Annotated in this window: 12 protein-coding genes and 1 riboswitch; of the genes, 4 read left to right on the forward strand and 8 right to left on the reverse strand. The window is 65.1% G+C overall.

All coding sequences use genetic code 11. The features are described from left to right. Positions 1–236 precede the first annotated feature (236 nt). From C5L14_RS24255 to C5L14_RS24285, 7 genes are all read right to left on the reverse strand, one after another. Complete coding sequence (locus C5L14_RS24255; RefSeq protein ID WP_105864636.1) at positions 237–1,505, reverse strand: M20 family metallo-hydrolase; 1,269 nt, start codon at positions 1,503–1,505, stop codon at positions 237–239. A 225-nt stretch (positions 1,506–1,730) separates the two neighbouring features. After that, on the reverse strand, positions 1,731–2,810 hold the full coding sequence (locus tag C5L14_RS24260; RefSeq protein WP_105864637.1) for a BMP family ABC transporter substrate-binding protein: 1,080 nt from the start codon (positions 2,808–2,810) through the stop codon (positions 1,731–1,733). Between the two features lie 72 nt (positions 2,811–2,882). Further along, positions 2,883–3,818, reverse strand: a complete 936-nt coding sequence (locus tag C5L14_RS24265) for an ABC transporter permease (RefSeq protein ID WP_105864638.1) — start codon at positions 3,816–3,818, stop codon at positions 2,883–2,885. Then, positions 3,818–4,888: an ABC transporter permease gene (locus tag C5L14_RS24270; protein ID WP_105864639.1), complete on the reverse strand. Its 1,071-nt coding sequence runs from the start codon at positions 4,886–4,888 to the stop codon at positions 3,818–3,820. Before C5L14_RS24270 ends, C5L14_RS24265 begins: the two co-directional genes overlap by 1 nt. Further along, on the reverse strand, positions 4,878–6,398 hold the full coding sequence (locus C5L14_RS24275) for an ABC transporter ATP-binding protein (RefSeq protein ID WP_245443546.1): 1,521 nt from the start codon (positions 6,396–6,398) through the stop codon (positions 4,878–4,880). The genes C5L14_RS24270 and C5L14_RS24275 overlap by 11 nt, the downstream gene beginning before the upstream one ends. A gap of 107 nt (positions 6,399–6,505) precedes the next feature. Next, positions 6,506–7,525, reverse strand: a complete 1,020-nt coding sequence (gene xdhC / locus C5L14_RS24280) for a xanthine dehydrogenase accessory protein XdhC (protein WP_245443547.1) — start codon at positions 7,523–7,525, stop codon at positions 6,506–6,508. A 214-nt stretch (positions 7,526–7,739) separates the two neighbouring features. Then, positions 7,740–8,948, reverse strand: a complete 1,209-nt coding sequence (locus C5L14_RS24285; RefSeq protein ID WP_105864641.1) for an O-succinylhomoserine sulfhydrylase — start codon at positions 8,946–8,948, stop codon at positions 7,740–7,742. A 36-nt stretch (positions 8,949–8,984) separates the two neighbouring features. After that, a riboswitch (SAM riboswitch) is annotated at positions 8,985–9,064 on the reverse strand. 91 nt (positions 9,065–9,155) lie between these two features. Here C5L14_RS24285 and C5L14_RS24290 point away from each other — a divergent pair. Continuing rightward, a complete protein-coding gene (locus tag C5L14_RS24290) occupies positions 9,156–10,274 on the forward strand; it encodes a 2'-deoxycytidine 5'-triphosphate deaminase (RefSeq protein ID WP_105864642.1) in 1,119 nt (372 codons plus the stop codon). Positions 10,275–10,295: 21 nt separating this feature from the next. On the opposite strand, the gene C5L14_RS24295 is transcribed toward C5L14_RS24290, so the two are convergent. Next, the gene (locus tag C5L14_RS24295; RefSeq protein WP_105864643.1) at positions 10,296–11,669 is read right to left on the reverse strand and encodes an MFS transporter; all 1,374 of its coding nucleotides are present in this window, start codon (positions 11,667–11,669) and stop codon (positions 10,296–10,298) included. 119 nt (positions 11,670–11,788) lie between these two features. On the opposite strand from C5L14_RS24295, the gene C5L14_RS24300 reads away from it, so the two are divergent. The 3 genes from C5L14_RS24300 to C5L14_RS24310 all read left to right on the forward strand — a co-directional run bounded on the left by C5L14_RS24300 (position 11,789) and on the right by C5L14_RS24310 (position 14,570). Further along, entirely contained in the window at positions 11,789–12,496 is a 708-nt protein-coding gene (locus C5L14_RS24300) for an ArsR/SmtB family transcription factor (RefSeq protein ID WP_105864644.1), read from the forward strand. 123 nt (positions 12,497–12,619) lie between these two features. After that, positions 12,620–13,363, forward strand: a complete 744-nt coding sequence (locus C5L14_RS24305; protein WP_105864645.1) for a FadR/GntR family transcriptional regulator — start codon at positions 12,620–12,622, stop codon at positions 13,361–13,363. Between the two features lie 22 nt (positions 13,364–13,385). Next, positions 13,386–14,570 carry an extracellular solute-binding protein gene (locus tag C5L14_RS24310; RefSeq protein WP_105864646.1) on the forward strand — a complete coding sequence of 395 codons (1,185 nt, stop codon included), beginning with the start codon at positions 13,386–13,388 and terminating at the stop codon, positions 14,568–14,570. Positions 14,571–14,644: the final 74 nt, after the last annotated feature.

Here is a 14,644-nt window from a genome sequence, read left to right on the forward strand (position 1 = left end):
GCAACCCGGCTCTTCGCGCGGCTTCTGGATAGCCGGCTCAGGCCCGGCCATGACCAATCTGGACCTGAAACCACCGCACCATTCTCGTCCGTGCAATCAAATGCCGAACGATCTGATCATTCTATTCAGGCCCGAGAGCGATATACATAGCCGATGTGAGGCGATGAAGACCGGCATCCTAATTCTGAAAGGGCATATCGGCGCCTTCGTAGCATGCGAACGAAGAAGCCTCCTTTTCAGCCACGGGTCGCCTCGGCCGGATCGAACTTCTCGATGAAATCGATCAGGGCCGTCACGGCCAGTCCCATGTCGCGAATGGAGGTGAACTCCGCGGGATTATGGCTGATGCCGCCGCGGCAGCGCACGAACAGCATGCCGATCGGGCAGAGGGCCGCCAGCGACTGGGCGTCATGGCCGGCTCCCGACGGCAAGTGGATGGCCTTGCCGCCCTGGGCGGTGATCGCAGCGGCAAAACCGGCTTGAAGCGAGGGATCGCAGGGCTCGGCCTTGGCTTCATGGGTCTGCTCGATCCAGACCGAGACACCGCGCCGTTCGGCGATGGCGAGGAACTCCGCACGCAGGACATTCATCGCTTCCACCCGCCTGACATCGCTCTGCGAGCGCAGATCGACGGTGAAGACGATGCGGGCGGGAATGACGTTGGAGGCGCCGGGCGACAGGTTCAACTTGCCGATGGTGCCGACCATGAAGTCGTCGGCGTGGCTCCGGGCGAGGCTTTCCAGTGCGAGCGCCATCTCGGCACAGGCCGAAAAGGCGTCTCGCCTCAGCGCCATCGGGACAGTGCCGGCATGCCCGGCTTCGCCGACGACCGTCACCGAATAACGGCCCTGGCTGGCGATTGCCGTCACGACGCCGAGCCCCTCGCCGGCCTCCTCCAATACCGGTCCCTGCTCGATATGGACCTCGACATAGGCCGCCGCTTCGCCGGGCTCGTAGGCCGCGGGGGCAATGGTGTCCGGATCCTTGCCATAGAGCCGCAAGGCGTCAGCCAGCTTGACGCCATCGCTGGATTCGATCTGCAGAGCGGCGGGATCGAAGCGCCCGGCCACGGATTGTGAGCCGAGCAACGTCGTCGGGAAACGGGAGCCCTCCTCGTCGCCGAAGGCCAGGACGTCGATGCCGAAGGGCATGGCGCCATGCTTGCGGATGATCTCGCGCGTCGCCAGGATGCCGGCGATGACGCCGAAGGTCCCGTCATAGGCGCCAGCATCGATCACCGTATCGATATGCGAACCGATCAATAGCCGCTGCACGGCGTTGCGCATCGCGGGCAGCGGGGCGAGACGTCCCCGCACTGTGCCGAGCGTGTCTTCGCTGACCTCCAATCCTGCTTCCGTCATCCAGCGGCCTACCAGGTCCGCTGCCTGGCGGTGCTCGGAGGTGAGATAGAGGCGCGTCAGGCGCCCCTCCTCGGCACTGATCGTCGCCAGGACGCGGATCATGCCTTCGGCCTCGCGCCCCAATGCCATCGCCCGTTCGATCATCGCATCGGCTCCCTCGACAGCAAGGACAGGGGACGGCGGACGGCTTCGAGCCTGGAACGGTCAAATGGCATGGAGTGTGTCGGCCTCGTCTGCGCGGCATTCCGAAAGGTCAGCCAGTCCCTAACAGAAAAAGCCGCTCCGGTCCCCTTTCTTGGGCACGGGAACCGGAAAGTCGTGGGCCATTATGCGCGATCAAGCATCGGTGCCTGTCCGCGCGACAGCCGATCAGTTCGGGAACTTGTCGTCGATGCCCTTGACGTACCAGTTCATGCCGAGGATCTGGGAGGCATCGAGCTTGTCACCGCCCTTGCATTCCACCGTCTCGCCCTTCTGGTTCACGACGGGGCAGGTGAAGGGATGGATCTTGCCGGATTTGAGTCCCGCCTCGGTCTCCTCGGCCAGCTTCTTCACATCCTCGGGCATGTTGGTATAGGGCGCCATCTTCACCATGCCCTTGTCGAGCCCCTCCCAGGTGTCTTCCGACTTCCAGCTCCCGTCCAGCACGGCCTTGGCACGCTCGATATAGTAATCGTCCCAGTGATTGATGATGGCGGTGAGCTGGGTCTTCGGCCCGAAGGCGATCATGTCCGAGTCCTGGCCGAAGGAGTTGATGCCCTTCTCGGCCGCGGCCTGGGTGGCGGCGGGGCTGTCGGTATGGGTCGCCAGGATGTCGGCTCCCTGCGCGATCAGCGCCTTGGAAGCGTCCGCTTCCTTGCCGGGATCATACCAGCTCGAGGTCCAGACGATCTTGATCTTCATGTCCGGCCGCACGGATTGGGCACCCCGCATGAAGGAATTGATGCCCGAGATCACTTCGGGGATCGGGAACGGCGCGACATAGCCGACGATACCGCTCTTCGACATCTTGCCGGCGATCACGCCCTCGATATAGCGCCCTTCATAGAAGCGCCCGGCATAGGTCGAGACATTCTCGGCCCGCTTGAAGCCGGTGGCATGTTCAAACTTCACGTCCGGAAAGTTCTTGGCGGCCTTGATGGTAGGATCCATGAAGCCGAAGGAGGTGGTAAAGATCAGCTTGTGGCCGGAATCAGCGAGATTCTCGATGGCGCGCTGGGCATCGGGCCCTTCCTGCACGCTCTCGACATAAGTGGTCTCGACCTTGTCGCCGAGCGCCTTCACCAGCGCCTTGCGCCCGACATCGTGCTGGTAGGACCAGCCGAAATCGCCGACCGGGCCGACATAGATGAAGCCCACCTTGAGCTTCTCCTCGGCACCGGCCGAAGTCACCCCGGCAGCGGCCATGAGGCCGCAGACGGCCAGGGCTGCCAATATCGTTTTTTTCATCGAGTTTCCCCTCATGGCGGGCCATACGGATCGAAACGCCGGGCCATGGCCCATGCCCGGCGGAAACGGAAATCAGCGATCGGGCACGAAGGCGGTGCCGAGTGAACCCGGCGCCACGCCACGCCGCCCCTTGCCGGCCGAGATCATCACCAGGACGATCACCGTGGCAAGGTAGGGCAGGCCGGTCCAGAATTGCGGGGGCCAGACCAGCCAGTGCGGCAGCGAGCCGCCCAGTGCCTGCATGTGCAGATTGCCGATCCAGATGGCCCCGAAGAAATAGGCGCCCAGCAAGAGCCGCCCGGGTCGCCAGGACGCGAACACCACCAGGGCCAGCGCGATCCAGCCGCGGCCGGCCGTCATGCCCGTCCCCCAGAAGGGCGTGTCGGCCAGGGAGAGATAGGCCCCGCCGAGGCCGGCGCAGGCTCCGCCGAACAGCACGGCCCCGAAGCGGATCAGCCTGACGGGATAGCCCAGCGCATGCGCCGAGACGTGGTTTTCGCCGACGGCCCGCAGGATCAGGCCGCCGCGGCTGCGATAGAGGAACCACCAGACGGCGGCCACCAAAGCGATCGACAGATAGACCAGGGCATCCTGGCCGAACAGGATCGGCCCGATCACCGGGATGTCGGTCAGGCCGGGAATGTCGAGCGACGGGATCTTGGCCCGGTTGAGCCCGACGAAGCCGGTGCCGAGGAGATCGGACAGGCCGAGGCCGAGAATGGTCAGAGCCAGGCCGGAGGCGACCTGGTTGGCGGCGAGGCCCAGTGTCATGAAGGCGAAGAGCGCCGCGAAGACCATGCCGGCGACAATTGCGGCAAGAAAGCCGAGCGGCGCGCTGCCGGTCGTGTAGGCGATGGCAAAGCCCGAGACCGTGCCCATGATCATCATGCCTTCGACCCCAAGATTGAGCACGCCGGAGCGCTCGACGACCAGTTCGCCGATACCGGCGAGCACGAAGGGCGTCGAAGATGTGATGATGGTGAGGATGATCGCTTCGGTGAGGTTCATCAGGCCACCTTGACTGCGCCGCGCACGAAGCGAATGCGATAGAGGATGAGCGTGTCGCAGGCGAGCACGTAGAACAGCAGCAGCCCTTGGATCACGCTGGTGATGCCAATCGGCACCTTGAGCGAGATCTGGGCCGCCTCGCCGCCGAGATAGGACAGCGCCAGCAACAGGCCCGACAACAGGATGCCCACCGGGTTGAGCCGTCCGAGAAAGGCGACGATGATGGCGGTGAAGCCGTAGCCGCTGGCGAAGGGAAGCTGCAGGAGGCCCATCGTGCCGTCGGCCACGCTGATGCCCGCGAGACCGGCAAGGGCGCCCGACACCGCAAAGACGAACAGGGTCATCTTCCTGGGCGAAAAACCCGCGAACAGGGCCGCGCGCGGCGCCTGGCCGAGAAGGCGGATCTCGAAGCCCTTGAGGCCGCGCCACAGCAGCACGGCGGCGGCAGCCACCACCAGCAGCGCGAAGATGGAATCGAGATGGATCGGGCTGCGCCGGAACAAGGCCGGCAGCGTATTGTCGAAATTGGCGGTGAGCGGGAAGTTCAGGCCGGCCGGGTCGCGCCAGGGGCCGCGCACGCAATAATCGAGGATCTTGTCGGCGATATAGACCAGCATCAGGCTGGTCAGGATTTCGTTGGTGTTGAACCGTATCTTCAGGATCGCCGGGATCAGGGCCCAGAGCGCGCCGCCGACGATGCCGCCGATGAGGATGAGCGGCACGGCATAGAAGGGCGTCTGGCCCTGGAACAGCAGGGCGATGCCGCCCCCCACCGTGGCGCCGATGATGTATTGGCCTTCGGCGCCGATGTTCCAATTGTTGGAGATGTAGCAGAGCGAGAGGCCGACCGCGATCATCACCAGGGGCGTGGCGCGCACCACCAGTTCCTGGGCGGTACGCAGGCCCGTCAGCGGCTTGATGAAATAGACATAGAGCGCCTCACCCGGCGGCTTGCCGTAGAGCGCGAAGATCAGGGCCGCCGAAACCACCGTGAGCAGGATCGCGATGAGCGGCGAGACCAGGGCCATGCTAATGGAGCGCTCGGCCCGCTTTTCGAGTTCAATCCGCATGATCGGCGCCCCCCATCAGCAGCCCGATCCTCTCCAGACTCATGGCCGACACGGGCTCCGGCGCCGACAGGCGGCCGTGATGGATGACCGCGATATGGTCGGCCACCTCGAAGATCTCGTCGAGATCCTGGCTGATCACCACCACCGCAGCACCGCGCCGCGACAGGTCGATCAGGGCCTGCCGGATCAGCGCGGCAGCGCCGGCATCCACGCCCCAGGTCGGCTGGTTCACCACCAGCACGCCGGGTTCGCGCAACATTTCGCGGCCCACCACGAATTTCTGCAGGTTTCCGCCGGAGAGCGAGCCGGCCTCGGGATCGGGCTTGCCTTTGCGCACGTCGAACGTGCCGGAGATCCTCGCCGCTTCGGCCGAGGCTTTGCGCATATCGACCATGCCGTAGGACACCAGGCCATTGGCGGCGTGGCCCGTCAGCAATGCATTTTGCGAGAGCGTCATGCGCGGCGCCGCCGCATGGCCGAGACGCTCTTCCGGCACGAAGGCGGCGCGCAGGCGCCGGCGCTCGGTGACGCCAAGCGCCCCCACCGGCTTGCCGTCGATCGCAACCGCCTCGGGTCCCACCGTGCGCTCGCCGGAGATGGCCGCGAAGAGTTCGCTCTGACCATTCCCCGCCACGCCGGCAATGGCGAGAATCTCGCCGCCCCGGGCGTTCAGCGTGACGTCCTTCAGCGCCGTGCCATGCAGGTCTTCGGCCGGCAGGTCGAGTCCCTTTAGCGCTAGGCGCACGGCCCCGTCGCGGTTGGCCAGGCGCCCATGCTCGACCATGGCGACGTCGGCACCCACCATCATGCGGGCCAGGCTGGCAGCGGTTTCCTTCCGCGGGTCGCAGGTCGCCACCCGCTTGCCGTGGCGCAGCACGGTCGCCGTCTGGCACAGGCGCTTCACCTCTTCGAGCCGATGGGAAATATAGAGCACCGCCCTGCCCTCGCCGGTGATGCGTTCGAGGGTGAGGAAGAGCTGGTCGGCCTCCTGCGGCGTCAGCACCGAGGTCGGCTCGTCGAGAATGAGCAGCTTGGGATTCTGCATCAGGCAGCGCACGATCTCGATGCGCTGCCGCTCCCCGACCGAGAGCGTATGCACCGGCCGGCGCGGCTCCAGCGGCAGGCCATAGGCGGCCGACACCGCCGCGATGCCCTCCTCGACATCCCGCAATTTCGTGCCCGGCGGCTGGGCCAGGGCGACATTCTCCGCCACGCTGAGATTGTCGAACAGCGAGAAATGCTGGAACACCATGCCGATGCCGATGGCGCGGGCGGCCGCAGGGCGCGGCAGCTGGATCGGCTGGCCCTCCCAAAAGAGCTGCCCCTCATTGGGCTGAAGCAAACCATAGAGAATCTTGACGAAGGTCGACTTGCCGGCGCCGTTCTCGCCCAGCAGGGCATGAATCTCATGCGGCATGATCTTGAGATCGATGCCGTCATTCGCTCTCAGCGCGCCGAAGATCTTGACGATACCCCTCGCTTCGATCAGGGGCGTGTGAGCGTCTGCCATTGCTGCCACATTCATGGACGTGCCCAATTCATAGGCGTAAACAAGGCAGATGCGAAGAGTTCAGGCATGGTGACGCAGCTTTTCCCCAACTCAGCGACGTGCCGCAACTAGGCGGGACGCCGGTGGCCTTTCAGGACCGGCATCCGGCTGCCGGTCTGACGGGGTAATTGCAAGATCTGGGCCACGACGGAGGCCGCGATCACCGCCGGCTCCTTGCCCTCGACGCCGGGCACCCCGATCGGGCAGATCATGCCCTCGATCAGGCGCTCGGCCAGGCCCGCTTGCCGCAATTGCGAGAGGAAGCGAGCCCGCTTGGTCTGCGAGCCGATCACGCCAACATAAGCGAAGCGATCCGCCGCCAAGGCTGCCGAAACGATGGCAAGATCGAGCGCATGGCTATGCGTCATGACCACGATGCGGGCATCATCGGGCGCCGCCGCCAGGATCCGCTCGGGCTCGGCATCGCGTCGGAGCACGACATGCTGCGGGACGTGACTTGGAAAGGCGTCCGGGCGGGAATCGCACCAGACCACGTCGATCGGCAGCGGCGCCAACGCCAGGATCAGGGCTCGGCCGACATGGCCGGCTCCGAACAGATAGAGAGCCGGATTCGCGGGCTCGAGTCTTTCGAGCAGCCGCCCGTCCGGCAGGAAGCGGCTGGCCGCGCCGGCGGGCAGACCTTGCGCCTCGGTATCGCTGGCCGGGCGACGCGTAAAGCCGCCCCGATCATGCGGCATGCCGATGCTGACCCCGCTCCCGTTGGTTGGTTGCGCCGCCAGTTCGTTCAGCCAAACGAGATCGTCCCGCTCCAGGCGCTCCAGCATCAGGCTGACCCGGCCGCCGCAACACTGGCCGAGATCGGGGCCCAACGCCTTGTCCAGGGTACGCATGCGGCGGCCCTCCCCGGCTGCCAGCAGCGCCTGCGCCTCGGCGAGCACCTGCCATTCCAGGGTGCCGCCCCCGACCGTGCCGGAGAAGGCGCCGTCTGCCCGCACCGCCATACGTGTGCCGGCCTCGCGCGGGCTCGAACCTCGCACGTCCGTGATGGTGACGAGCACGGCGCGCCCGTCCCGTTCGACCATGGCCTTCAGCGTCGCGAAGATCCCCATCGCTCTGCCCGCATCCATGCCGGTTTTGACGTTGGCATGATAGCGCTTGGAAGCAGTCGCGCCAAAGCCCATTTGGGGAGAAATACCGCCTTTGGCATGCCCGGGCTTGTCCCGGGCATCCAGCTACCGCCACTTGTCGAGATTGCGGCACTGGATTGCCGGGACGAAGCCCGGCAATGACAAAAGTCGAGTTTTACGGATTTCCGGCCAGGCTCTGGGACCAGCCCCTCGATTACAGGGCCTTGTCGAGTGCCTGCTCGAAATCGGCGATCAGGTCGTCGGCGCTCTCGATGCCGGCGGAGAAACGCAGCATGCCCTGACGGATGCCCATGCCGAGACGCGCATCTTCCTCGAAACGCTGATGGGTGGTGGTCGAGGGGTGGGTGAGCAGGCTCTTGGTGTCGCCGAGATTGTTGGAAATGCGAGTGATCTTCAGGGCATTGGCGACCTTGAACGCCGCCTCTTTGCCGCCCTTCACCTCGAAGGTCACCAGCGTGCCGCCCGCTTTCATCTGGCGGCGCGCGAGTTCGGCCTGGGGATGGTCGTCACGGAAAGGGTAGATCACGCGTTCGATCGCCTTGTGGGCAGCCAGGGCGTCGGCGACCTTCGCCGCATTGGCGATCTGGCGCTCGACCCGCAGCTCCAGCGTCTCCAGGCCCTTGAGCATCACCCAGGCATTGAAGGGCGAGATCGAGGGACCGGTCTGGCGCAGATAGGTATGGATGTGGTCGTTGATGAACTTTTCGGACGCCAGGATCACGCCGGCCAGACAGCGGCCCTGCCCGTCAATGTGCTTGGTCGCCGAATAGACCACGCAATCGGCGCCGAGCGCGAGCGGGCTCTGCAGCAGCGGCGTGGCGAAAACATTGTCTACCACCAGCGTGGCGCCGGCGCTCTTGGCGATCCCGGCGATGGCCGCTATGTCGAGAATCTCGAGCGTGGGATTGGTCGGGCTTTCCAGGAAGAATACCTTGGTCTCCGGCCGCACGGCCGCCCGCCACTGGCCGAGATCGGTACCGTCGACCAGGGTCGAGCTGACGCCGAAACGCGGCAGAAGCTCCTCGATGACATAGCGGCAGGAGCCGAACAGCGCCTTGGCGGCGACGATGTGATCGCCCGCCTTGAGCTGGCCGATCAGCGTCGCGGTGACGGCGGCCATGCCGGAGGCGGTGGCGCGGGCGGCCTCGGCTCCCTCCAGTTCCGCCATACGCTGCTCGAACATCGCCACGGTCGGATTGGAAAAGCGGCTATAGATGAAGCCGGCATCCTCGCCCTTGAAGCGGGCCTCGGCCTGCTCGGCGCTTTCGTAGACGAACCCCTGGGTGAGGAACAGCGCCTCCGACGTCTCGGCATATTGGGAGCGCAGCGTGCCGGCATGCACGAGCCGGGTTGCCGGACGCAATTCCCGGGTGGAAGGTGCTGAAGTCAAAGGTTTGGTCATCTGCGGCAATCCTGAACAGCCGCAAGTCGAGCGCCAGCGCTCTTTCCCACGGCCCTTTAGCGAGTTGTTTTACGTGGCTGCAAGCCGGCCGGCCCAAATCCACCACGACGAAGACTGTTGAGTAGCCCTACTCCCCGATGGCGTCAATGCATGGTTTCGTCTAGCAAGACCAAGATACGCCAAAACTGGCAGCAAAAAGCGAGAGCCATGCCGTCCGCGAACATCCTGCATTCCCAAGGCATCCTGCACAGCCATGGCATCCTGCCTTCCCAGGCGATCGCCGGCTTGGTCGAGGCGGGCGCCATCCGCATCGAGCAGCCCCTGGCTTCGGACCAGATCCAGCCGGCCAGCCTCGACCTGCGCCTGGGCGCCAAGGCCTATCGCATGCGGGCAAGCTTCCTGCCGGGGCCGCGCAGCACCGTGGCCGAGCGCATCGCCGACCTTGCCCTGCACGAGATCGACCTGACCAAGGGCGCCGTGCTGGAAACGGGCTGCGTCTATATCGTACCCCTGCTCGAAAGCCTGAAGATGCCGGACGGCGTTCTCGCCTCCACCAATCCCAAGAGCTCGACCGGCCGCCTCGACGTCTTCACGCGCGTCATCACCGACCATGCCCGCGCCTTCGACCAGGTCGAGGCCGGCTATGACGGCCCGCTCTATGCCGAGATCGGCCCGCGCACCTTTCCGGTGCTGGTCAGGACGGGATCGCGCCTCAGTCAGATCCGTTTCCGCCGCGGCGAGGCCCGCATCGACGATGTCTCCCTGCGCGAATTGCAGCGCCGCATGGGCCTGGTCTCCTCGCCGGATCCGGACATTGCCGGCGGCGTCGCCGTCTCCGTCGACCTGACCGGCTTCGGCGACGGCATCGTCGGCTACCGCGCCAAACGGCACACCGCCGTGATCGATGTCGACAAGCGTGCGGCCTGCGATCTCCTCGATTTCTGGGAGCCCATTCCCCATCGCGGCAAGAACGACATGATCCTCGACCCGGACGAGTTCTACATCCTGGCGTCCAAGGAAGCCGTGCATGTGCCGCCGGAATTCGCCGCTGAAATGGTGCCTTTCGACCCGCTGGTGGGCGAGTTCCGCGTGCATTACGCCGGCTTCTTCGATCCGGGCTTCGGCTATTCACCCGATGGCATGGAGGCGGCCCGGGCCGTGCTGGAAGTGCGTTCGCGCGAAGTCCCCTTCATCGTCGAGGACGGCCAGATCGTCGGGCGCCTGATCTATGAGCGCATGCTCGAACGCCCGCAGATCCTCTACGGCTCCGGCCTCAATTCGAACTATCAGGGCCAGGCCCTGAAGCTCTCCAAGCATTTCAAATAGGTCTGGCTCGAGCAACGAGGACTATCGCTGCGCTGGCGCTGCGCACCAGGTTATTGTCGCGGCGACGATCTGCACCGATCCGCCCACGACCATGGCAGCGGCCAGTCCGGCCGAGCCACCGCCGAGAACGGCATAGAGCGAGCCGAGGACGGCGACGCCGACCGTCGCTCCGACCATCCGCGCCACATTGATGAGAGCCGAAGCCGTGCCGGCCCGCGCCGATGCGACCGCGCCCACCGCCTCCCCCATGAGGGGGCCGGTCGCCATGCCCATGCCGAGGCCGGTCAAGGCCAGGCCGATTTCGGCCGGCAGGATCGAGACATGATGGGCGCTGGCTGCGATCGCCAACAGGCCGCAGCCTATGACGGCGACACCGCCGCCGGTCATCGTTCGCATGCCGAGCCTTCGGCCCAGAAATCCCGAAAAGGGCGAGACTGCAACGAACAAGGCGGCCATCGGCATCAAGGCAAGGCCCGCCATAGTCGGGCTGAGCCGGCCCGCTTCCTGCCAGAAGAGCGGCAGCAGGAAGAGAGTACCATACATGCCGAAGGTCATGCCGGCGGTCGCCGTGATAGCGCCACGGAAGGTAGCGTTCTGAAAAATATCCAACGGCACCAAAGCTCTATGGTGATATCTTCCCTCGATTGTTACAAAAAAGACCAGAGAGAGGACGGCCAGGAAACTGGCTCCCAGGGCGATGGACGGCCTCTCGCGCATTTCGATGGCGGCAAAGGCGAGACCGCCGAGGGCAGCCGCACCGACGAGTTGGCCACCCGCATCGAAGTGTCGTCCCTGGGGATCGGCGGATTCGGGAATGACCAGACCTGCCAGGGCCAGTGCGACGAGGCCTATCGGCACGACGACGAGGAAGATGCTCGGCCAGCCGAAAACATGCAGCAGAATGCCACCGAGCGTTGGGCCGATGGCCATGGCAACGCCGTTGCAGGCCGCCCAGATGCCCAATGCGCGTTCCCGTTCGGCCTGATCGGTCCACGTGACGCGCAGAATCGCCAATGAAGATGGCGTCAAGAGCGCCGCACCGAGGCCGGCCAACGCCCGTGCTGCGATCAATACCTCGATCGTGGGAGAGAAGGCGCACAGGAGCGACGCCGCGGTGAAGATTGCGGCACCGGCCATGAAGATCAGCCGGCGTCCCCGGAGATCGGCCAGCAAACCGCCCGTCAGCAGCATGACGGCGTAAACCAGATTATAGCCGTCCACGACCCATTGCAGCGCGCCGATACTCGCGGAAAAGGCTTCGCCGATCGGGCGAACCGCGAGATTGACGACCGCCGTATCGACCTGGGCTATGAGGACCGCAAGGCACAGCGTCAGCAGGGCCAGCCCACGTCGCGAGCGCGGGAGAGCCCGTTTCGAAGCAAGAGTGGAATCCATGGCGGATGGTCTCCGTGGACGCAGGTCCTTGTTACCGCCATGTTCAGGTTCGATGCTTCGGCCTGCATCGAAACATGCCCCGAGGCGTTGGGGCATACTCATCCCGGAAAGGGGATGCCATGCCCGAAATTCCGGATTTTGCCTTCGCCGCGTCATTGGTCGCCGATCCCGCCCGTGCACTGATGCTGACCGCCCTGCTCGACGGGCGGGCGCTGCCGGCCGGCGAACTGGCCTATGCCGCCCGCATCGCGCCCCAGACGGCGAGTTCCCATCTGGCCAAGCTGCTTGCCGGTGGCCTCCTCGCTGTCGAGACGGAAGGGCGCCATCGTTATTATCGTCTCGCCGGCGGCCATGTCGCCGAGGCGCTTGAGCGCCTGTCCGTGCTCGCACCGGACCAGCCGGTGCGGCGCAAGGCGATCAGCGGCAAAGCGCGTGAACTGCGTTATTGCCGGTGTTGCTATGACCATCTGGCCGGACAGGTCGGCGTCGCCGTGACACAGGGCTTGGTCGAGCATGGCTATCTCGTCCCGGCCTCCGACAAGCAGTTTCGCGTCACCGCCAGCGGCCACGCCTGGTTCAACTCGATCGGCCTCGATGTTGCGGCGCTGAAGCCCACCGCACGGGGGCTTGCGCGCCAATGCCTGGATTGGACCGAGCGCAGCCATCACCTCGCGGGCCCTCTCGGCGTGCATCTACTGAGCACGATGTGCAAGCTGGGATGGCTGCGCCGCAGCAAGGACTCGCGGGCGATACAGGTCACCCCCAAGGGCTGGATCGAACTCAGACGACAACTTGGCATCGATCCCGTTTCGACTCTGGCAGCGTAAGGCTTCCTTTCACAGAACACGGGTCTCTTTCTTCAGGCCATGTGGTCAGGCCACCTAGCCACTTGAATGTTCCGCTGTCGATGATAGGCTCGAAGCGAGCAGAATGACCGGCGAGACAGGACCATGCCGTTTCAGGCCGTGGCGTCGCAGAGACTGTTCCAGCAGGTTGCCGAGCAGGTCGTCGGGCTCATCCGCTCGGGCGAATTGCCGCCGGGCACGCGCCTTCCCGCCGAACGGGACCTGGCCAGAAAGCTGGGCGTCAGCCGACCGGTGGTGCGCGAAGCGATGATCGCGCTGGAGATTTCCGGCTTCGTCGAAGTGAAGACGGGCACGGGCAGCTATGTCTCCGACGGGTCGCCGCGGGCCGGCGAACTCGGCGATGCCGGCCCAAGTGCCTTCGACCTGCTCGCGGCCCGCCGCATCATCGAGGGCGAGATTGCGGCCACCGCTGCCGAAATGGCCAGACCAGCAGACATCGAGCGTCTCGATCAGGCCCTGGCCTGGTACCGGCAGGAATCTCTCAAGGGTGAAGACTCTTTCGAAGCTGATCGCGCCTTCCATCTGGGCATTGCCGAAGCCACCGGCAATCCGGTGCTCACCCGGACGATGGAGCTCCTGTGGGGCGACATGCGCGGTCGCATCTTCGACCGGCTGGGCGAGTTGACCAAGAACTCCACCAAACTGCGGACCAACATGGCCGATCATCAGGCCATTCGTGACGCCATCGCCGGAGGCGATGGTCATAGCGCGCGCCAGGCCATGCAAACGCATATCGCCAATGTCGAAACCTATTTCCTGATGGATGCCGCGGAAGACGGCACGACGACACAGACGAGGAACGCCACAGGCGGCACGAGCCGCCGCTAAAGATCAAGAATGGGAGGATGTCATGACTGCTCGGATAACCCGCCGCCAGGCACTCGGCGCCGGCATCGGCTTTGCGGCCCTCGGCATTGCCGGCGCCAAGGCGGAAACCCCGGCCCTGCCGAAGGCGCCCGTCACGCTCAATGTCGTCGACGTCGCCGGCAATCTTGCCCTGACCCAGAAGGCCATCCAGAACTACGCCAAGGCGAAGCCGGAGCTGGTGTCGAAGATCAGCTTCACCAAGGCGCCGGCGCCGGATCTTCCCGGCAAGCTCAAGGCCCAGCAGGATGCCGGCCGGGTCGACATCGATCTCGTCCTCACCGGCACGGACGCGCTGTCCGCGGGCCTCGACCAGAAGATCTGGGTACCGCTCCTGCCGGATCTCGCTTCGGCGCTGCCCAAGCTCGACGACGTCCTGCTCGCACCGGCCGCCCGCATGCAGGGGCTGGCGAACGGGGCCGGTGTCGTCGTCTCCTATTATCCCTCCGGGCCGCTGCTCGAATATGCCCCCGAACGCGTCTCGCAGCCGCCGAACACGGCCGAGGAACTGCTCGCCTATGCCAAGGTCAATCCGAACCGCTTCATCTATGCCCGCCCGGCCAATTCCGGGCCGGGGCGCACCTTCCTGATGGGCCTGCCCTACATCCTCGGCGACAAGGATCCGAAAGATCCCGTCAATGGCTGGGAGAAGACCTGGGCCTATCTGAAGGAACTGGGGGAAGCCATCGAATATTATCCCACCGGCACGGGCGCGACCATGAAGGAGTTCGGCGAGGGTTCGCGCGACATGACCGTGTCCACCACCGGCTGGGACATCAATCCGCGCGTGCTCGGCGTGGTGCCCAAGACTGCCGCGATCTCGACGCTGAAGGGCTTTCACTGGGTTACCGACGCCCATTACGCCTGCATTCCCAAGGGCCTCGCTCCGGAGAAGATCGCGGTGCTGCTCGATCTCATCAGCTTCATGCTGAAGCCGGAGCAGCAGGCCTACACCTATGACGAAGGCTATTTCTATCCGGGGCCGGCCGTGAAGAACGTCACGCTCTCCATGGCGCCCGAGGAGAGCCAGGCTGCCATCGCTGAATTCGGCAGGCCGGAATATGAAAAGCTGATTGCCGACATTCCCACCGAACTGCCGCTCGATCCGGCCAAGATGGTGGTGGCCTTCAACATGTGGGACAAGCAGATCGGCGCCGCCAAGACCAAATGAGACGCGAACCGGGAAAGGCCCGGTTTCGTGCGTCGCGGGGAAGGTCCAGGACCCTCGTCAGGCATCCGGGCTAG

This window comes from Labrys okinawensis, from assembly GCF_002982075.1.
GTDB classification, from domain to species: domain Bacteria; phylum Pseudomonadota; class Alphaproteobacteria; order Rhizobiales; family Labraceae; genus Labrys; species Labrys okinawensis_A.